This is a genomic window from Pseudomonas fluorescens, assembly GCF_018614655.1.
GTDB lineage: Bacteria > Pseudomonadota > Gammaproteobacteria > Pseudomonadales > Pseudomonadaceae > Aquipseudomonas > Aquipseudomonas fluorescens_BX.
The window spans coordinates 1-18,668 of record NZ_JAGGOG010000002.1 but is presented as its reverse complement, the minus strand read 5'-3'; the positions used below and the strand labels follow the sequence as shown (position 1 = coordinate 18,668).

Genomic DNA, 18,668 nt, shown 5'->3' with positions numbered 1-18,668 from the left:
CGCGCAGGGTTAAGGCGTGACAAGCAATAAGGGTTAACGGCCAGAAAGCGCATCCGTATTCGCGAGCAAGCCGGCTCTGACAAGGACGTTGCTCAACTGGCGGATGGAAGGGTGCCCCGCATGCGGCGTCCCAGACAGACGATCGCCAGTACGCTGATCAAGACAGTCGCCATCACATAAAAACTCGGGGCCAGTTTGCTGCCGGTGGCATCGATCATCCAGGTCACGATCAGTGGTGCAAAACCACCAAACAGGGTGACGGAAAAGTTGTAACTGAGTGCCAGGCCGGTGCCGCGAATGCTGGTCGGGAAGATGTCGGCAAGCATCGCCGGTATCGGTCCCAGGCAGGCCGCGATCAACACGCCGACAATCGCTTGCACGATCAGCAGCGTAGAGAAGCTGGGGAAGGTGTTGAGCAGCAAGAACATCGGATAAGACGACAACCCGGTAATCAACAAGGCGATTGTCAGTACCCTGAATCGCCCGTGGCGATCAGAAAGTCCACCAAATACCGGGGCCATGATCATCAGTGTTACGCCTGTCATCAGCGCCCCGAGATACGAGGAAGTGGCAGCAATATTCAACTGTTTCAAGGCATAGATGGGCATGTACAGCTTGTGTACATAGTTGAACGCTGTCGCACCGGCCACCACGCCAATAGCCAGCAACAGGCTGACATGCCCTTTGATCAAGACATCCCGTAGCGGAGTCTTTACCGCTGTGTTGGCCACGGTTTTCTTGAAGTCCGGGGTTTCATCGATTTGTGTGCGAATGTAAAAGCCCACCGGCCCGATCAGCAGCCCGAAGCCGAATGCAACGCGCCAGCCCCAGTCGTTCAATTGCACATCCGACAGTGCATAGCTAAGGATTGCGCTGACACCTGCTGCCAAAACCGTTGCCAGGCCTTGGGTCGACAATTGCCAACTGGCAAAGAAACCACGGCGCTTGGCATCTGCGTGCTCGACCATAAACGCGGTCGCCGCACCAAACTCTCCGCCCGTAGAAAATCCCTGGAGCATGCGCGCAACGATGATCAGCAGTGGTGCCGCCAAGCCGATCTGCTCATAGGTCGGAGCGAAGGTAATCATGGCGGTGCCGAGCAGCATGATCATGATCGACATCGTTAACGACGCCTTTCGCCCGGCCCTGTCGGTGTATGAACCGAGCACAATGGCGCCCAGTGGACGCATCAGAAAGGAAATGCCGAACGAGCCTACGGCCAGCAACAGTGAGGTGGTTTCGTTATCGGACGGGAAAAACTGTTTGCCGATGACCACCGCAAAGTAGCCGTAGATCAGCAAATCGTAGAATTCGAGTGCGTTGCCAACACTGGCGGCGATGATCTCCTTCCATGGACCTCGCCGGGTTGCCGTCTGTGCCGATGGTAATGCGGAGGATTGAACTGTCATGAGTGTGCACCGGGTTTGTTTCACTGTTGGCCTTCGGATTCGCCGAGCCGCAGCGCGGCCTGGCGAGATCGAAGGCATTAATTGTTATGGGTGAAAGCCCGGATGAAATTGAATCAAGTGCGGCCGAACAGCAATTGCTGTTTCGGCACAGGTTTGAGCTGTTTTGGCACAGCTGCGGTTGGGTGGTTGCGGGAGGCGATGATCGAACGCGAAAGTGCGTGACTATGAGTGCCTCGCCGCATGGGTGGTCCGCGACTGGAGCAGGTCAGGCGATGTCAAAGACATTCCCATATCTTCATCACCATTTCGCCCTGGTTGGCGCGCAAGCGATGCAGCGACACGTCGAATCCGACGTGAAACTCGGGGCCACCGGCAATCAGCAACTCGCCCGACGCCAGCGCGTCTTTGACCACCATGCGCGGCAGCCACGCGAGGCCTCTGCCACGCTTGGTCATTTCCAGAATGGCATCATAGGAGTCAGCTTGGTAAACCATTCGCAACGCCAGGCGCTGAGGCAGACGCTCCAGATGTTGAGCCAGCACGCCGCGCAGCGCCAGGGTGGGTGAGAAGGCTAGCCAAGGGATGGTCAGGCCGCTGCTGCTGGCGGATATCTGCTGTCGCGGCTGGCCTTGGGCATCCGGCGCACTGACCGGTAGCAATTCCTCATTGGCCAGCACTCGCGAGTCGAAACGCTCCGGCTCCATCAGCGTGTGGGTCAACGGGCTGGAAAAGCTCAGCAGCAGATCGACCTCTCCGGTGGATAGCTTGCTGATCGCTTCTTGGGCGCCACTGGTGACCAATGACACCGCAAAGCTGCCCAATTGCTGATGCAGTGATTCGTACCAGTCGGGGAAAAAGTCACAGGCCAGGGTCCGCCCGGTGGCAATGCGTACTGGCTCGTCGCGGCTCAGGATGCCGCCCTTGAATTGCGCTCTGACGGCGGTCAGCAACTCCAATGATTGAGTGGCGGCATCAAGGAACAGTACGCCGCAAGGCGTCAGTGACAGGGGTTGTTTGCGTTCGATCAATGCCGCGCCGACCCATTCTTCCAGTGACCGGATACGTCGACCGAACGCTGGATGTGTGACACAGCGATTTTCGGCGGCGCGCGACAGGCTGCGGGTGCGGGCCAGTTCGATAAAATCCTCAAGCCATTCAAGCTGCATACGGGTTTCCTGCTCGGCGACTCATTAATAATACGCCGCCAGTACAGGCGGTTCTTCTATCGTTGGAGGTGTTACTGAGCCGCTCACAATCGAGTAACTGGCCGTTCGGATAGGTCTCGGAGGGCCGGGGGGGCTGCTAGCACCGTTAGAGGCGATGGGCTGCCCCCACAACCCCCCTGTTCCCTGTAAACTGCGCCTCTTTGGTAGCCTACAGAGGACCCGGAATGTCCGCTTCGATCTTGTATATCCACGGTTTCAACAGCGCACCGGCCTCCAATAAGGCCTGCCAACTGATCACCGTGATGGACAGCCTCGGTCTGGCTGATCAACTGCGTGTGCCGGCCCTGCATCATCACCCGCGCCAGGCGATTGCCCAGCTGGAGCAGGCCATCAGCGAGATGGGCCGGCCACTGCTGGTCGGCAGCTCACTCGGCGGCTACTATGCAACTCATCTTGCCGAGCGCCATGGCCTCAACGCCTTGCTGGTCAACCCTGCGGTCAGCCCCCATCGGATGTTCGATGGTTACCTGGGCACCCAGAAGAACCTCTACACCGACGAAACCTGGGAACTGACCCATGATCACGTCGCGGCCCTGGCCGAGCTGGAAGTCCCGGCGCCCCAGGATGCCCAGCGTTATCAGGTGTGGTTGCAGACTGGGGATGAAACACTGGATTATCGTCTTGCCCAGCAATATTACCGGGCCTGTGCCTTGCGTATCCAGGCCGGTGGCGATCATGGTTACCAGGGGTTCGCCCGGCAGCTACCGGCGCTGTTGAGTTTTGCTGGCATAAGCTCCGATCAGTATCAATCCTTCGATTTCGCAGCGCTGTAATACACATGCTGGACATCGCAGGTTACTTTTTAATCGAATGACTCACGACGAGACCCCATGGCCACTCCCAGCGCTAGCTCTTATAACGCCGACGCCATCGAAGTCCTCTCGGGCCTCGACCCGGTGCGCAAACGCCCCGGCATGTACACCGACACCAGTCGGCCGAACCACCTTGCCCAGGAAGTCATCGACAACAGCGTCGACGAAGCCTTGGCCGGGCATGCCAAGTCGGTACAAGTCATCCTCCACGCCGACCACTCCCTGGAAGTCAGCGACGATGGTCGCGGCATGCCGGTGGACATTCACCCGGAAGAGGGTGTGTCGGGCGTCGAGCTGATCCTCACCAAGCTGCACGCCGGCGGCAAGTTCTCCAACAAGAACTACCAATTCTCCGGTGGCTTGCACGGTGTGGGCATTTCCGTGGTCAACGCCCTGTCGACGCAGGTCACGGTCAAGGTCAAGCGTGACGGCAACGAATACCAGATGACCTTTGCCGACGGCTACAAGGCTACCGACCTGGAAGTGATCGGCACCGTTGGCAAGCGCAACACCGGGACCAGTGTTTACTTCGCGCCGGACCCGAAGTACTTCGATTCACCGAAATTCTCCATCAGTCGCCTCAAGCACGTGCTCAAGGCCAAGGCTGTGTTGTGCCCGGGGCTGCTGGTCAGCTTCGAAGACAAAGGCACCGGCGAGAAAGTCGAGTGGCACTACGAAGACGGCCTGCGCTCTTACCTGGAAGACTCCGTCGCCGAATTCGAACGCCTGCCCAACGAGCCGTTCTGCGGCAGCCTGGCCGGTAATAAAGAGGCCGTGGATTGGGCCTTGCTGTGGCTGCCCGAAGGTGGCGACAGCGTTCAGGAAAGCTACGTCAACCTGATCCCGACCGCCCAGGGCGGCACCCACGTCAACGGTTTGCGCCAGGGCCTGCTGGATGCCATGCGCGAGTTCTGCGAATACCGCAGCCTGTTGCCGCGCGGCGTGAAGCTGGCGCCGGAAGACGTCTGGGAACGGATCGCGTTTGTCCTGTCGATGAAAATGCAGGAACCGCAATTCTCCGGTCAGACCAAGGAGCGCCTGTCGTCCCGTGAGGCGGCAGCGTTTGTCTCGGGTGTGGTCAAGGACGCTTTCAGCCTGTGGCTCAACGAGCACCCGGAACTGGGCCTGGCCCTGGCGGAGTTGGCAATCAACAACGCCGGCCGTCGCCTGAAAGCCAGCAAGAAGGTCGAACGCAAGCGCATCACCCAGGGCCCGGCACTGCCTGGCAAGCTGGCAGATTGCGCCGGGCAGGACCCGATGCGTTCCGAGCTGTTCCTGGTGGAAGGTGATTCCGCTGGCGGTTCCGCCAAACAAGCGCGGGACAAGGAGTTCCAGGCGATCCTGCCGCTGCGGGGCAAGATCCTCAACACCTGGGAAGTCGACGGCAGCGAAGTGCTGGCCAGCCAGGAAGTGCACAACATCGCCGTGGCTATCGGTGTCGATCCAGGCTCGGCGGATATCGCCCAGCTGCGCTACGGCAAGATCTGCATCCTCGCCGACGCCGACTCCGACGGTCTGCACATTGCCACTTTGCTCTGTGCGCTGTTCGTCCAGCACTTCCGCCCGTTGGTGGATGCCGGTCACGTCTACGTCGCGATGCCACCGCTGTATCGCATCGACTTGGGCAAAGAGATTTTCTACGCCCTGGACGAAGCCGAGCGCGATGGCATCCTCGATCGCCTGGTGGCCGAGAAGAAGCGCGGCAAGCCGCAAGTCACCCGATTTAAAGGTCTGGGCGAAATGAACCCGCCGCAACTGCGGGAAACCACCATGGACCCGAACACTCGGCGCCTGGTGCAATTGACCCTGGAAGACTTCGAGGCTACCTCGGAAATGATGGACATGCTGCTGGCCAAGAAACGCGCTCCGGATCGCAAGAGTTGGCTGGAGTCCAAAGGCGACCTGGCGGTTCTGGACTGATGCGCAGCGGTTTCGCCCTGGCGATACTGTTGTTGAGCGGGTTGGCGACCTCCGCGGTGGTCGCGGCGCCTGCTGCTGAGCTCAAGCTATTGTCCGAACACCCGGTAGACGGCATGCGCGGCGGTAACCTGTCGGGCCTGGCCGTTTGCGGTAAAGAACTGTGGACCGTGTCCGACCGTGATGACGAGCAGATTTACCGGCTCGATATTTCGGCGGATGTCTGGCAAGCCGAAACGGTGAAGATCAACGTGCCGCCGGTGCCTGACTCGGGGCTACCCTGGGGGTTGCGCTCACGCACCAAGGTTGCATCCTTGGTACGAGGTGGCGACCTGGATTTTGAAGGTATCAGCTGTGATGCCGCCGGCAATCGCTACATTGTCAGCGAAGCCCATGCGGCGGTGCTGCAAGTACCGGTAACGGGGGAGCCCGAATGGCTGAAGATCGCCCCGGGCATGGTCCGCGAAGCCCGTGCCAGTGGCATGTTGCTGCACTTCAATGCCTTGTTTGAAGGCCTTGCGATTAACCCCGAGGGTAATCAGATCTGGCTCGCCGCCGAGCGTGAGCGGCGTGGGCTGATCTCGATCAAGCGTGGGCAAAGCCTCTGGGACTGCGACGGGCCTTGTGTACTGTTGAGTGAGGCAGGCCAGGAGATGCAGCCGGCCCAGTTCCCGGGTGCCAAGGCGGTATCCAAGGATTTTGCAGATATTTCCCTGTTCAATGGCAAGCTGTTTACCCTTGAGCGCAACGCATTCCAGATCTGCCGTCGGGATGCCGTTACCGCCAAGGTCGAGCTGTGCTGGTCCTATGCCGACGAAGCACTGGTGCCTCAGCGACGTTATCCCCAGGCTTATGGCCTGGCCGAAGCGCTGGTGGTGGACGAGGAGGGTGCCTGGATCGGCCTCGACAATAATTTTGGCCCCCGCGCCGGGGGTGAAAAACGGCCGATGGTCTATCGTTTCGCTGTCCCGGCCGGTGGCTGGAGCGCCAAGCCATGAGTACTCAGCCGCCCGGCAAGCGCGCCGGACGTGTGCTGATGTTCGTGGCCTGGGGCGCCGGTCTTTTTTTGGCAACACGATTTTTCGGGCAGTGGGAGGCGCGTCAGCAAAACCCCAATGCCGTGGTCACCTCGGAGCAACACGAGGGTTACATCGAAGTGAAACTGGTCGGTAACGGTCAGGGGCATTTCGTCGCCAGCGGCCAGATCAACGGCCAGCCGGTGGAACTCATGCTCGATACTGGCGCCACCGACGTGGCGGTTCCAAGCGAGTTGGCCGAGCGCCTCGGGCTCAAGCGGGGGTTGCCGGTGACCTTGAGCACTGCCAACGGTCGTAGCGAGGGGTATCGTACCCACCTTGACCGCCTGCAGTTGGGCGATATCGTCTTGCAGGATGTCCGCGCCCTGGTGGCGCCGGGGCTGGGAGGCGAGCAAGTGCTGTTGGGCATGAGCGCATTGAAACAACTTGAATTTACCCAGCGCGGCGGCACTTTGCTGCTGCGCCAGACCAAACAATGATGAGGCCCGCATGAGTGACATCCTTGCAGACAGCTTAGATGGCGTTGAACGCCGATCGCTGGCTGACTTCACCGAAAGTGCCTACCTCAACTACTCCATGTACGTGATCATGGACCGTGCCCTGCCGCATATCGGCGACGGCCTGAAACCGGTGCAGCGGCGCATTATCTACGCCATGAGTGAGTTGGGGTTGGACGCCGACTCCAAGCACAAGAAGTCGGCGCGTACCGTCGGTGACGTGCTCGGTAAGTTCCATCCCCACGGCGACTCGGCGTGCTATGAAGCCATGGTGTTGATGGCCCAGCCGTTCAGCTACCGTTACACCCTGGTAGACGGCCAGGGTAACTGGGGTGCGCCGGATGATCCCAAGTCCTTCGCCGCCATGCGTTACACCGAGGCGCGGTTGTCCCGTTATTCGGAAGTGTTGCTCAGCGAGCTGGGCCAGGGCACGGCCAACTGGGGGCCGAACTTTGACGGCACCCTTGAGGAGCCGCTGGTACTGCCGGCGCGTCTGCCGAACATCCTGCTCAATGGCACCACCGGCATTGCCGTCGGCATGGCCACTGATGTGCCTCCGCACAACCTGCGAGAAGTCGCCACGGCCTGCGTGCGTTTGCTGGATGAGCCCAAGGCCACCGTTGAACAGCTGTGCGAGCACATCCAGGGTCCGGACTACCCGACCGAAGCGGAAATCATCACGCCGCGCGCCGACCTGCTGAAAATGTACCAAACCGGCAAGGGCTCGGTGCGCATGCGCGCCGTGTACCACATCGAAGACGGCGACATCATCGTCACCGCGCTGCCGCACCAGGTCTCCGGTGCCAAGGTGCTGGAACAGATCGCCGCGCTGATGCAGGCCAAACCGTCGAAGCTGCCGCAAGTGGCTGACCTGCGTGACGAGTCCGACCACGAAAATCCATGCCGCATCGTGATCATCCCGACCAACAGCCGGGTTGACCACGAAGTGCTGATGCAGCACCTGTTCGCCAGCACCGATCTGGAATCCAGCTACCGCGTCAACGTCAACATCATTGGTCTGGACGGCAAGCCGCAGTTGAAAAACCTGCGCAACCTGCTGGTGGAATGGTTGGAGTTCCGCGTGCAGACCGTGCGCCGTCGCTTGCAGTTCCGCCTGGACAAGGTAGAGCGCCGCCTGCACCTGTTGGACGGTTTGCTGATTGCCTACCTCAACCTGGATGAAGTGATCCATATCATCCGCACCGCCGAGCACCCGAAAGCCGACTTGATCGCGCGTTTCGAGCTGAGCGAAATCCAGGCCGATTACATCCTCGACACCCGTCTGCGCCAGTTGGCGCGGCTGGAAGAAATGAAGTTGCGCGACGAGCAGGATGCGTTGCTCAAGGAGCAAGCCAAGCTGCAAGCCTTGTTGGGCAGCGAAGCCAAGCTCAAGAAGCTGGTGCGCAGCGAACTGATCAAGGATGCCGAAACCTATGGCGATGACCGCCGTTCACCGATTGTCGAGCGTGCCGAAGCCAAGGCCCTGACAGAAACCGAATTACTGCCCAACGAGAAAATTACCGTCGTTCTGTCGGAAAAGGGTTGGGTTCGCTCGGCCAAAGGGCATGATATTGATGCCACGGGGCTGTCCTACAAGGCGGGCGACGGTTTCAAGACCGCCGCGGCCGGACGTTCCAACCAGTTTGCAGTGTTTATCGACTCCACCGGTCGCAGTTATTCGGTGCCCGCTCATACCTTGCCATCGGCACGAGGGCAGGGCGAACCATTGACCGGTCGTCTGACACCGCCGCCGGGGGCGAATTTTGAATGTGTGCTGCTGCCGGACGACGATGCGCTGTATGTCATCGCCTCCAATGCGGGCTACGGGTTTGTGGTCAAGGGTGAAGACCTGCAGGCCAAGAACAAGGCGGGAAAGGCATTGCTGAGCCTGCCGAACAACGCCAAGGTGATCCTGCCACGTCCGGTCAGTGACCGTGATAGCAATTGGCTCGCATCGGTGACCACCGAAGGTCGCTTGCTGATCTTCAAGATCAGCGACTTGCCGCAGTTGGGTAAAGGCAAGGGCAACAAGATCATTGGTATTCCTGGAGAACGTGTGGCCAGTCGCGAAGAGTTCGTGACCGACATCGCGGTAATCCCGGAGGGCTCGACCTTGGTGCTGCAAGCCGGCAAGCGCACGCTGTCGTTGCGTCCTGACGATCTTGAACACTACAAAGGCGAACGAGGCCGGCGTGGGAATAAACTGCCTCGAGGCTTCCAGCGAGTGGATGCTTTATTGGTAGACACTCCCGTTTAAGGCGATATAGAGCTCCCGATCTACGATTTAACCCGTAGATCGACGCTTTCGCGCTGGAGTCATGGCGCATATTCACGGATGATATGGCCTTTCCAGCGCCGGCGTGGCCGAGCGCGTACAGGTTATTTTTGAGTATTACATTGTGGTTCGCCTTGTGGCAGCCACCTGGATGGGATGATGACTGCTTCGCGCCTTCCTTTATTTTTGTTGCTCGCTGGCCTTTTGGGGTTGGCGGGTTGCAGCACGCACCAACCGGTGTCGCTGTATCAGCTGGACAGTGGAAGTCCAGCTCAGCCTGCACAAAGTGCCGGCATGGCAGTATTGCTTGGCCCGGTCGTGGTGGCTGACTACCTGCAACGCGAGACCCTGCTACAGCGTCAGAACGACGGCAGCCTGCAAGGTTCCGTCGACGGTCGTTGGGCGGGTAGTCTTTCGTCCGACATCAACCAGTTGATGTTGCGCCAGGTGGCCGGTCAACTGGACAGTCAGCGCGTGGTATTGGCGCCGGCACCGACAGGGTTTTCCCCGGATGTGCAGGTACTGCTGACCATCACGCGACTGGACTCCGGTGCTTCACAGCCAGCGATCCTCGATGCGCAATGGCGTTTGATCGACCGCCGTGGCCAGGTGCGGGATAACCGTATCGTGCACTTGCAGGAAGAACACACAGGTACCACCGCTTCCCAGGTCCAGGCCCAGGGCGTGTTGTTGCAGCATTTGGCGGAGCAGTTGTCAGTGGCGCTCAAGCCATTGGCCAACCAGCCAGCGGTCGCTGAGGCACCACGTAAACCAGCGCCAGCCCCGGTTAAGCCGGCGGCACCGGAGAAGCCGAAGATGCCGATGGCTTCGCCGATTCGTACCGATCTGGAAGTGTTCAGGTTCTGAGTTGAATACTTGACCAAAAAAAGGCCCGCTGATTAGCGGGCCTTTTTATTGGGCGGGATTTGAGTCGTGGCGCAGACTTAATGTGGGAGCGGCGGTGCGACGATTCGACTTGCTCGCTCCCACATTGGTTCTGCGGTGTTTATGAGTGCTTCGCTCGCGTCTCATGCATGCGCGCCAGTTGCCGCTCCAGCATCGACGGATAAGGCTCCATCAGTCGCTCTACGCAGCAGGCGCCTTCCGGGCTGGCAATCGGTCGGATCCGCGCACGCTGGCGGATCAGCGTGTCATCACCGATCTTGCGCTCCACCAGCAGCAGGTTGCGGCTGTGTTGGGACAAGGCCAGGGCATCCTGGGCGATTTCGGTCAGCAGCAGGTCGATCTGGCTCATGCCATACAGGTCGTCACCTACCGTTAAACCAAGCTGCAGTTGCAAGGTGATGCCGCTGTCGGCCACTTCGATTTGCAGCGCGTGACCCAGGGCCCGCAGCAACTCGCCGCAGCAGATAGCGTTGGTCAGGTAGTCTTCGCCGCTGTCTTCACTGTGGAACAGCATCAGCGTGCTGCCGTCGTTCAGGGTGTGCAGTTCGCTCTGATACAGCGAGGCCGCCTGGTCGAGGCAATCGCGATAGCGCTCCAGCAGTTCAGTCAGGCGTGCACGAGGCAGACGACGTAGTTGGTCTTGCGCGCCCAGTTGCACCGCCAATACTGCGCTGTGCTGTGGCTCGGTGTTTTGCACCGATGCCGGCTTGGGCGCAACGACTGGAGCTTGCGGCGAATGATCGCGAAGGTCGGCGAACGGGTCTTCTTCGTCCAGTTCGTCTTCTTCGGCCTTGATCACATGTCGCGTAGCAGGCTTGAGCCCGGCCACCGGCGCGCTTTCATCGAAGCTTGGGTCGCGCAGGTTGCGCACTTCAAATTCAGGCTCTTCTTCTTCGTACTCGGTGTCGTCGTACTCAGGCTCAGGTTCAACCTCGGGCACGACCGGTTCCGGAGCGAAGCTTGTGTGCAATTGGCGAGCGAGGTCACCGATTTCATCCTGGCGATCGGTGGCTGGGGTGTGTTCGTCGATATCCCGCAGCCAGATGCGCAGTTGCATCAGGGGCGTGGAGATATGCCGCCCCAGGCGCAGGCTCAAGGCCAGGGACAGCGCCAGCAGGATTGCACTCAAGATGCCCATGCTTTGCAGGCTGATGGTCATCGGCTGCTGGAACTGCTGCATGTCCAGGCTGATGCGCAGTTGCCCTGCCTTCACGTCCTGAAAGGTGATATTGCTCGAATACAGACCTTCGGCTTCACCCAGCAGGCCGTTTTTCGGGCGTTGCCCGGCTTCGGCCATGATCCGGTTGTCCACACTATAAATAGCGGCGTGGGCCACCAGCGGATTCTTGGTCAGGTTGTTGAGCAGCACGTTGAGGCTGAGGATGTCGTTGGACACCAACAGTTCCGTCGCAGACGTTGCGGTCTGGGTGGTCAAGCTCGCGCCCAGGGCGTCGGCTTGCTCGTGCATGGCCTGCTTGAATTGCAATCCCATCACGCAGGCGTAGATCACCAGGGCCAGAGCGACCAGGATCACGTTATGGCTGGCGATGCGTAATGCGATCGGTACACGGCGGTGACGCAGTGCCCGGAAGATCAGCAGGAAGAAGTTATCGGTTTTTACTGGCGTGGGCCGGTTCACTTGAGCTCGGCTCTTTAGTCCGTGAAGTTGACGCGCAGTATAGCGACAGGCCTAAGACCGGCAAAGCGCTGGCTGTGCCCGATGGTCACTGAAAGTGGGTAGAATGCGGTTTTTTTCCACCTCGGGGGTGCGCTTTGCGCGAAATTGTCCTGATTAACATCACCGGTGTTGACCGTCCGGGTCTTACCGCAGCCATTACCGGTGTTCTAGCCCGGGGTGGTGTGAACATCCTCGACATCGGCCAGGCGGTGATCCACGACACCTTGTCGTTCGGCATCCTCGTCGAGATCCCAAGCACTGAACGCGCCTCGTCAGTACTCAAGGACATCCTGTTTACGGGCTATGAGCTGGATCAGCAGGTGCGTTTCACTCCGGTCTCTGAAGATGACTATCAGAATTGGGTCGCCGGCCAAGGCAAAAAACGCCACATCGTGACGCTGTTAACTCGCAAGGTAACCGCTGAGCAATTGCAGCGTGTTAGCTCGATCACCGCTCACTATGGTTTGAATATCGATCATATCGACCGTCTGTCGGGTCGCATGCCGTTGGACACGCCAGCGGACAAGGGCAAGGGTTGTATCGAGTTCTCCGTGCGCGGAGAGCCGGCTGATCCGCAAGCGTTGCGCGCCGAGTTTCTCAGCGTTGCCCAGGAACTGAATGTCGATATCGCCTTCCAGGAAGATTCGCTATTTCGTCGCAACCGTCGTCTGGCGGTCTTCGATATGGACTCGACGCTGATCGAAGCCGAAGTCATCGACGAACTGGCCAAAGCCGCTGGTGTTGGCGAGCAAGTCTCGGCCATCACCGAACGCGCGATGGCCGGTGAGTTGGATTTCCGTGCCAGTTTCAAGGAGCGCCTGGCGCTGCTTAAAGGCCTGGATGTCAGTGTGCTGGACTCCATCGGCGCTTCCCTGCGCCTGACCGAGGGCGCAGAAACCCTGTTTGCCGAACTCAAGCGCCTGGGCTACAAGACCGCGATCCTGTCGGGTGGCTTTACCTATTTCGCCAAGCAATTGCAGGCCAAGCTGGGCATCGACTACGTGTTCGCCAACGAACTGGAAGTGGTGGATGGCAAGGTGACGGGCGTGGCGGTCGAGCCGATTGTCGACGCGCAGCGTAAAGCTGATTTGCTGAGGGAGTTGGCGCACAAGGAAGGGTTACGTCTGGAGCAGACCATCGCGGTGGGCGACGGTGCCAACGATTTGCCGATGCTGGCAATTGCCGGATTGGGTGTGGCGTTCCGTGCCAAGCCATTGGTCAAGCAATCGGCCAAGCAGGCGATTTCGACCTTGGGGCTGGATGGGGTGTTGTACCTGTTGGGCTTTCGCGACCGCGACGGTCAGTTGTAACCCGTAATCACTGAAACACCACGGTCAATGTGGGAGCGAGCAAGTCGAATCGTCGCACCGCCGCTCCCACATTTGATCGGTGTTAGGCTTTTGGCAAGCCGATGCTCTGACCCATCTGCACCGGCAAACCTGCCACCACTTCCTCGGCCCACTTCACCTGGTCCGGGCCAAACAGCACGATTGCCGTCGAACCCAGCTTGAAGCGTCCCAGCTCTGCACCTTTTTCAAGATGGATCGGCGCGCGGGCGGCTTCGTCGTAGCGTACGGTTTTCAGTTCGCGTTTGGGTGGCGTGACCAAGCCGGCCCACACGGTTTCAATCGACGCCACAATCATCGCGCCCACCAGTACCACCGCCATCGGGCCGCGTTCGGTGTCGAACAGGCAAACCACGCGTTCGTTACGGGCAAACAGCTCCGGCACGTTTTCTGCGGTGGTCTGGTTCACCGAGAAAATCCGCCCCGGGACGTAGACCATTTCCCGCAGGGTGCCGGCCAGTGGCATATGCACCCGGTGGTAGTCCTTCGGCGACAGGTAGATGGTGGCGAAATCACCGCCCATGAATGGGGCCGCTACGGCCGCGTCACCGCCGAGCAATTCCAGCACGCTGAAACTGTGGCCCTTGGCCTGGAATACCCGCCCGTGCTCAATCGGGCCAGCCTGGCTGACGGCACCATCGGCCGGGCTCAGGACTGCACCCGGAGTTGGGTCCAGCGGGCGAGCGCCCTCTTTCAACGCACGGGTGAAGAAGGCGTTGAAGTGCTCGTAAGCCGTCACGTCTTCAACCAGGGCCTGGGACATGTCCACTTGATAACGCTTGGCGAACCAGGTGGTGAAGGCATTCTTGAACCAGCGCACGCGGCATTCGGCGATGCAGCCCGCCAGTCGCGACAGCAGGTGGTGGGGCAGCAAGTACTGACTGAGGATGAACAACTGCTTTTTCATTAACTGTCCTTAACGCTTAAATCTCGACGGGGGTGTCGGGGTGGTTACCCCATTCGCCCCAGGAACCGGCATAACCTTTGACTCGCGGATAACCGAGCGCCTTGGCCACCAGGTAGGTGAAGCCAGAACGATGGTGAGTCTGGCAGTGGGTGATGATTTCTTTGTCTTTAGTCAGCCCCAGGTCTTCGAGGATCTGAGGCATGTCGCGGCGGATACGCAGGTTGCGTGTCTGGTCCATGCCGGCGGTCCATTCGAAGTTGACGGCGCCGGGGATGTGTCCACCCTTGGCGGCGAGGACCTTCTCGCCGGAATACTCCAGCGGGCCACGGGCATCCCAGATGCCCAGGTCGGCAGCACCGAGGCGGCTTTGCAGGTATTCGCGGGTGGCGGTGGGTTCTTCATGCAGGGTCAGGCTGACCGAGCCGCCAGCACTGGCCGGCGCGTCGGTGCTCACCGGAAGCTGTTCATCCAGCCACGCCAGCAAACCGCCGTCGAGGTAGTGATATTTTTTGTGCCCGATCACATCGAGCATCCAGATAAAGCGACCGGCCCAGCCACCGCCTTCATCGTCATACACCACGTAAGTGGCGTCCGGTGTATGACCCAGTTCGCCGAACAGTGCCTCAAGGGATGCCTTGGATGGCAGTAGCCCTGGGGCCGGTGGCTGGCCCAGTTGGGTGCGTTTTGGATCCACGAAGCGGGCGCCGGGAATATGCCCTTCGGCATAGCGTGCCACGCTGGTGAGATCCACCAGAATCATATGTTCCGCGTCAAGGCGACCAAGCAGGTCGCTTGGCTCGATCACCAGCGGCAAGCCAGAGAAGTCAGGCATGTGAGGTCTCCTGGGCACAAGTATGGGGCTGTAGAGGAGGGCGATTGTAGCGCAAGCATCAGGCGCTGCGGTTGGTAAAGCTGTGCAGGGCCTTCTCGATGCATTGGGCTGTTTTACCGAAGGCTTGCACGGTGGTTTCCGAGAACGGCCCGCCGCCTTGGTCGGCCACCATCAGCATCACTACCCGGCCGTTGCTGCTCAGGGAGCGTAACAGCAGGTGTTGGCCGACGAACAAGCGCTGCAACTGTGTGGGTAACAGCGCAGAAAACTGGGCGTGGTTGGCCGGTGTCAGGCGTACCTGGGCGGACTTTTCCAGCAAACGCTGCAGCAGCGTACTTTGCGCAACGTCCAGGCTCAGGTGTGCGGCGTCCTTGGGCAGGCCGTCGATCTGATGCGCGCGCAAGCTGCTCAAGGTCCGGTCAGCCATCAGCAGCATGACCCGTTGCATGCCGCTGGCCACCAAGGCCTCCTTGGCACAGGTGGTCAGGTGCATGGCGTTGGCGAAGCGGCTCGGTTCCATCAGCAGTTCGGTGCAGCGGTTGCGCCAGACGGCCAAGGCTTCGGCAGTCGGCGGTGGTGCAGGGAGCAGGCCGCGATGGACCCGTTGCACGTTCCACGGCCAGATCAGCGACAGTGCCGGGTGCCAGAGATCGCTCATCAGGTCGTTGCGGGCACTGGTGACCGCTTGTTGGTGCACCTGTTGTTGCACTTCACCCAAGGGTTGTTGCAAGTACAGCGCAGTCAGGTATTGCCAGCGCTGAGTGTGCGGGCAGGTCCAGGATTCCTGGGCCGACATGGCCAAGCCGTTGGCCAGCAGTACGGTGTTGGCCGGCTGGTTCAACCAGCGCCGTAGCGTCGGGTCGGCATCCAGCAATTGCTGTTGGCGCAACGGCTCTTCTTCCCGGGCAATGTGCAGCACTTTGACCAGTAGTCGCTGTTCGTTCAGCAGCAGGGTGTAGCCCTGGGATACCCAGATCGGCAGGCGCCAGGCTTCGGTCAGGCCCAGGCATAGTTCCAGCAGGCGCACGCCGAACAATTCCTGCTCGACCTTGTAGGCCGACTGGCTTTTGTGGATCACCCGCAGTTCCCATTCCTCCAGCAGCTTGGGATAGGCAATCGCCATCGGCCACAGTGGCGATAGAAACAGCAGGCTGCCCCAATGAATGTCTTGCCACAGCCGCGCCAGGCGACTGGCGAACAGGCCATTGGCTTGTTGCGAGGCGTGCTGGCTGATCATTTGCAATTGGCGCAGGGCCACAGGGATTTCATTGAGGGGCACGGACGGCAGACGGGCCAGCAGTTCTGCGGTGCGTTCAAGACCGAGGCGGTTGATTGCCACCTCAAGGTTTTCCGCCGGTTCCGACAGGCTGCCGTGGGTGTGATGGTTGGCCTCGCGCATCACACTGAGTACCAGCGCCGGGCTGTTCTGCATCAGCTCTGCAATCTCTCGCAACGATCGGCGGTTGTCGCCGATCGCCTTGCATACTTGCTCGTGACTCGCCTGGGGAACAGGCAACGCAACCTCGTCCAGCCGCTTTATCCAGCCGGCAATCGTGTTGGGTTTGGGAGTTGGAACTGTCGTTTCATTAGCCATGATTAGCGCGCGATCATCACTTGCGGTCAACACGCCCGGAGCGGGCCGAACTGGTTTTTCGCCTTAACGGGCTATAGTCTGGCGCAGATTTGCCGATAAGTAGAAGAAGAGTTTTCAGATCTTCCGAATATGTCCATGAACCCGACGGCACAAGTACTCATCCCCTATGGCTAAAATTATCGGCATCATCGTCGTCATCGCGAGCGTGCTCGGCGGATACGTCCTTTCCCACGGTAAAATTGCAGCGCTGATCCAGCCCTTCGAAGTGCTGATTATCGGCGGTGCGGCATTCGGTGCATTTCTGCAAGCCAACCCTGGCTACATGACCATGCACGTGATCAAGAAGTCGCTGGGCATGTTCAGCTCGCGCTTCTCCCACACGTTCTACCTGGAAGTGTTGGGGCTGATCTACGAGATTCTCAACAAGAGCCGCCGCGAAGGCATGATGGCCATCGAAGGTGACATCGAGGACGCCGCAGCGAGCCCGATTTTCGCCAAGTACCCGGCCGTGCTCAAAGACGAGCGCATGACTGCCTACATCTGCGATTACCTGCGCATCATGTCCTCCGGCAACATGGCTCCCCATGAGCTGGAAGGCCTGTTCGACATGGAATTGTTCAGTTTGAAAGAAGAGCTCGAACATCCTTCCCATGCCGTGAACGGCATCGCCGACGGCATGCCCGGTTTCGGTATCGTGGCGGCGGTTCTCGGGATCGTGGTGACCATGGCGTCCCTCGGCGAAGGCGATCAGAAAGCCATCGGCATGCACGTGGGCGCGGCACTGGTCGGGACCTTCTTCGGTATTCTCGCCGCCTATGGTTTCTTCGGCCCTCTGGCGACTTCCCTGGCCCATGATGCCAAGGAAGAGTTGAACGTTTACGAGGCGATCAAGGCCTCCCTGGTGGCTTCCGCTTCCGGCATGCCGCCGTCCCTGGCTGTGGAGTTCGGGCGCAAGGTTCTGTATCCGAAGCACCGTCCAAGCTTTACCGAGCTGGAACAAGCAGTTCGCGGTCGCTAAGTCATGGAAAACAACCAGCCGATCATTATCAAGCGCGTCAAGCGCTTCGCTGCAGGGCATCACGGCGGCGCCTGGAAAATCGCTTTCGCCGACTTTGCGACGGCGATGATGGCGTTCTTCCTGGTGTTGTGGCTGATGTCCACCGCCACGCCGGAACAGAAGATCGCCATCGCCGGTTACTTCAAGGACCCCATCGGTTTCTCCGAGAGCGGCACGCCTTTTGTGATCGACTTGGGTGGCTCGCCGCAACTGGCGCCTGAGCGCACCATCAACCCGGAAGTGAAGACCGAGTCACCCCAGGAGAATATTCCCATCGAGCGTGAAACCGTCGAAAGCATGGCCGAACAGGTCGAGCACGAACGGCTGGAATTGCTCATGCAAGAATTACAGAAGAAGGTCGACGAGAATCCGCAGTTGGAGAAGTTCAAGGATCAGATCCTGTTCCAGATCACTCCCGATGGCTTGCGCATCCAGATCATGGATGCTGCCAACCGGCCGATGTTCGACTCCGGCAGTGCGCGCTTGAAACCGTACTTCGAGGACATCCTGCTGGCCATGGCCGACACCATCAAGGCGGTGCCGAACAAGATCAGTGTCAGTGGCCACACGGATGCCAAGCCGTATTCGGGCCTGGGTGATTTCGGTAACTGGGAACTGTCCGCCAACCGTGCCAATGCTGCACGTCGGGCCTTGGTGGCGGGCAGTTATCCGGACGCACAAGTGGCGCGGGTGGTGGGTTTTGCTTCTTCGCAGCTGTTCGACATCAAGGACCCGTTCAACCCGGTGAACCGCCGTATTGATATCGTGGTGCTGACCAAAAAGGCCCAGCGCGCGATTGAAGGTGAGCAGGGCGCTGCGCAACCGCCGGTGCCCACTCAGGGTGACGGCGCGCCGGGTGAGGTGCCGGTGGATCCGAATGCGCTGCCGCCTGAGCAGGAGCCGTTACCGGCTCACGAACTGCGGCAGAAGCTGAACCTGTTTGATGACGGCGGGATGAAAGATCCTACTCAGCCCGCCACTGGCTCATAAGCCACGGCAGGGCAGTTGTGGCGAGCGGGCTTGCCCGCGTTGGGCTGCGAAGCAGCCCCAATAAGGCCGCCGTATTTCTTCAGATAGATCCGGGTTGGCTGGTTTAGGGCTGCTTCGCAGCCCAACGGGGTGTAGAACCGTAGACATCCTTTACATCTGAAACCGGGGACATCGTTTACACATTT

At 59.9% G+C, this 18,668-nt stretch carries 15 protein-coding genes; 9 read left to right on the top strand and 6 right to left on the bottom strand.

What is annotated here, in order from left to right; genetic code table 11:
• Positions 1 to 92: 92 nt before the first annotated feature.
• A complete protein-coding gene (locus tag J7E41_RS00950) occupies positions 93 to 1,409 on the bottom strand; it encodes an MFS transporter (RefSeq protein ID WP_214989555.1) in 1,317 nt (438 codons plus the stop codon).
• Between the two features lie 275 nt (positions 1,410 to 1,684).
• Positions 1,685 to 2,575 carry a LysR family transcriptional regulator gene (locus tag J7E41_RS00945; protein ID WP_214989554.1) on the bottom strand — a complete coding sequence of 297 codons (891 nt, stop codon included), beginning with the start codon at positions 2,573 to 2,575 and terminating at the stop codon, positions 1,685 to 1,687.
• A gap of 224 nt (positions 2,576 to 2,799) precedes the next feature.
• Here J7E41_RS00945 and J7E41_RS00940 point away from each other — a divergent pair, with 224 nt between their 5' ends.
• The 6 genes from J7E41_RS00940 to J7E41_RS00915 all read left to right on the top strand — a co-directional run bounded on the left by J7E41_RS00940 (position 2,800) and on the right by J7E41_RS00915 (position 10,040).
• Complete coding sequence (locus J7E41_RS00940) at positions 2,800 to 3,408, top strand: YqiA/YcfP family alpha/beta fold hydrolase (RefSeq protein ID WP_169357589.1); 609 nt, start codon at positions 2,800 to 2,802, stop codon at positions 3,406 to 3,408.
• Positions 3,409 to 3,465: 57 nt separating this feature from the next.
• Positions 3,466 to 5,367, top strand: a complete 1,902-nt coding sequence (gene parE, locus J7E41_RS00935) for a DNA topoisomerase IV subunit B (RefSeq protein ID WP_214989553.1) — start codon at positions 3,466 to 3,468, stop codon at positions 5,365 to 5,367.
• Complete coding sequence (locus J7E41_RS00930) at positions 5,367 to 6,362, top strand: esterase-like activity of phytase family protein (protein WP_214989552.1); 996 nt, start codon at positions 5,367 to 5,369, stop codon at positions 6,360 to 6,362. The genes parE and J7E41_RS00930 overlap by 1 nt, the downstream gene beginning before the upstream one ends.
• Positions 6,359 to 6,880 (top strand): retropepsin-like aspartic protease family protein, encoded by a 522-nt coding sequence (locus J7E41_RS00925; RefSeq protein ID WP_214989551.1) that lies wholly within the window; start codon positions 6,359 to 6,361, stop codon positions 6,878 to 6,880. Before J7E41_RS00930 ends, J7E41_RS00925 begins: the two co-directional genes overlap by 4 nt.
• 10 nt (positions 6,881 to 6,890) lie before the next feature.
• Positions 6,891 to 9,155 carry a DNA topoisomerase IV subunit A gene (gene parC / locus J7E41_RS00920; RefSeq protein ID WP_214989550.1) on the top strand — a complete coding sequence of 755 codons (2,265 nt, stop codon included), beginning with the start codon at positions 6,891 to 6,893 and terminating at the stop codon, positions 9,153 to 9,155.
• A gap of 174 nt (positions 9,156 to 9,329) precedes the next feature.
• A complete protein-coding gene (locus J7E41_RS00915) occupies positions 9,330 to 10,040 on the top strand; it encodes a PqiC family protein (RefSeq protein ID WP_214989549.1) in 711 nt (236 codons plus the stop codon).
• Positions 10,041 to 10,179: 139 nt separating this feature from the next.
• Here the strand turns inward: J7E41_RS00915 and J7E41_RS00910 are convergent, their stop codons facing one another.
• Positions 10,180 to 11,718 carry an AhpA/YtjB family protein gene (locus J7E41_RS00910; RefSeq protein WP_214989548.1) on the bottom strand — a complete coding sequence of 513 codons (1,539 nt, stop codon included), beginning with the start codon at positions 11,716 to 11,718 and terminating at the stop codon, positions 10,180 to 10,182.
• Positions 11,719 to 11,852: 134 nt separating this feature from the next.
• Here J7E41_RS00910 and serB point away from each other — a divergent pair, with 134 nt between their 5' ends.
• Entirely contained in the window at positions 11,853 to 13,067 is a 1,215-nt protein-coding gene (gene serB / locus J7E41_RS00905; RefSeq protein ID WP_214989547.1) for a phosphoserine phosphatase SerB, read from the top strand.
• Positions 13,068 to 13,149: 82 nt separating this feature from the next.
• Here serB and asd read toward each other — a convergent pair whose 3' ends face one another.
• The 3 genes from asd to J7E41_RS00890 are packed head-to-tail and all read right to left on the bottom strand — an operon-like array spanning position 13,150 to position 16,436.
• Entirely contained in the window at positions 13,150 to 14,010 is an 861-nt protein-coding gene (gene asd / locus J7E41_RS00900; RefSeq protein ID WP_214989546.1) for an archaetidylserine decarboxylase, read from the bottom strand.
• A 16-nt stretch (positions 14,011 to 14,026) separates the two neighbouring features.
• Positions 14,027 to 14,842 (bottom strand): rhodanese-like domain-containing protein, encoded by an 816-nt coding sequence (locus J7E41_RS00895; RefSeq protein ID WP_214989545.1) that lies wholly within the window; start codon positions 14,840 to 14,842, stop codon positions 14,027 to 14,029.
• 58 nt (positions 14,843 to 14,900) lie between these two features.
• Complete coding sequence (locus J7E41_RS00890; protein ID WP_214989544.1) at positions 14,901 to 16,436, bottom strand: HDOD domain-containing protein; 1,536 nt, start codon at positions 16,434 to 16,436, stop codon at positions 14,901 to 14,903.
• Positions 16,437 to 16,602: 166 nt separating this feature from the next.
• Between J7E41_RS00890 and motA the strand changes: the two genes are divergently transcribed.
• Positions 16,603 to 17,454, top strand: a complete 852-nt coding sequence (motA, locus tag J7E41_RS00885; RefSeq protein WP_214989543.1) for a flagellar motor stator protein MotA — start codon at positions 16,603 to 16,605, stop codon at positions 17,452 to 17,454.
• A gap of 3 nt (positions 17,455 to 17,457) precedes the next feature.
• A complete protein-coding gene (gene motB / locus J7E41_RS00880; RefSeq protein ID WP_214989541.1) occupies positions 17,458 to 18,483 on the top strand; it encodes a flagellar motor protein MotB in 1,026 nt (341 codons plus the stop codon).
• The last annotated feature ends 185 nt before the right edge of the window (positions 18,484 to 18,668 follow it).

Coding starts and splice junctions, on each gene's coding strand:
- J7E41_RS00950 (WP_214989555.1), bottom strand. CDS start 1,409: ATGACAGTTCAATCCTCCGCATTACCATCGGCACAGACGGCAACCCGG.
- J7E41_RS00945 (WP_214989554.1), bottom strand. CDS start 2,575: ATGCAGCTTGAATGGCTTGAGGATTTTATCGAACTGGCCCGCACCCGC.
- J7E41_RS00940 (WP_169357589.1), top strand. CDS start 2,800: ATGTCCGCTTCGATCTTGTATATCCACGGTTTCAACAGCGCACCGGCC.
- parE (WP_214989553.1), top strand. CDS start 3,466: ATGGCCACTCCCAGCGCTAGCTCTTATAACGCCGACGCCATCGAAGTC.
- J7E41_RS00930 (WP_214989552.1), top strand. CDS start 5,367: ATGCGCAGCGGTTTCGCCCTGGCGATACTGTTGTTGAGCGGGTTGGCG.
- J7E41_RS00925 (WP_214989551.1), top strand. CDS start 6,359: ATGAGTACTCAGCCGCCCGGCAAGCGCGCCGGACGTGTGCTGATGTTC.
- parC (WP_214989550.1), top strand. CDS start 6,891: ATGAGTGACATCCTTGCAGACAGCTTAGATGGCGTTGAACGCCGATCG.
- J7E41_RS00915 (WP_214989549.1), top strand. CDS start 9,330: ATGATGACTGCTTCGCGCCTTCCTTTATTTTTGTTGCTCGCTGGCCTT.
- asd (WP_214989546.1), bottom strand. CDS start 14,010: ATGAAAAAGCAGTTGTTCATCCTCAGTCAGTACTTGCTGCCCCACCAC.
- J7E41_RS00895 (WP_214989545.1), bottom strand. CDS start 14,842: ATGCCTGACTTCTCTGGCTTGCCGCTGGTGATCGAGCCAAGCGACCTG.
- J7E41_RS00890 (WP_214989544.1), bottom strand. CDS start 16,436: ATGGCTAATGAAACGACAGTTCCAACTCCCAAACCCAACACGATTGCC.
- motA (WP_214989543.1), top strand. CDS start 16,603: ATGGCTAAAATTATCGGCATCATCGTCGTCATCGCGAGCGTGCTCGGC.
- motB (WP_214989541.1), top strand. CDS start 17,458: ATGGAAAACAACCAGCCGATCATTATCAAGCGCGTCAAGCGCTTCGCT.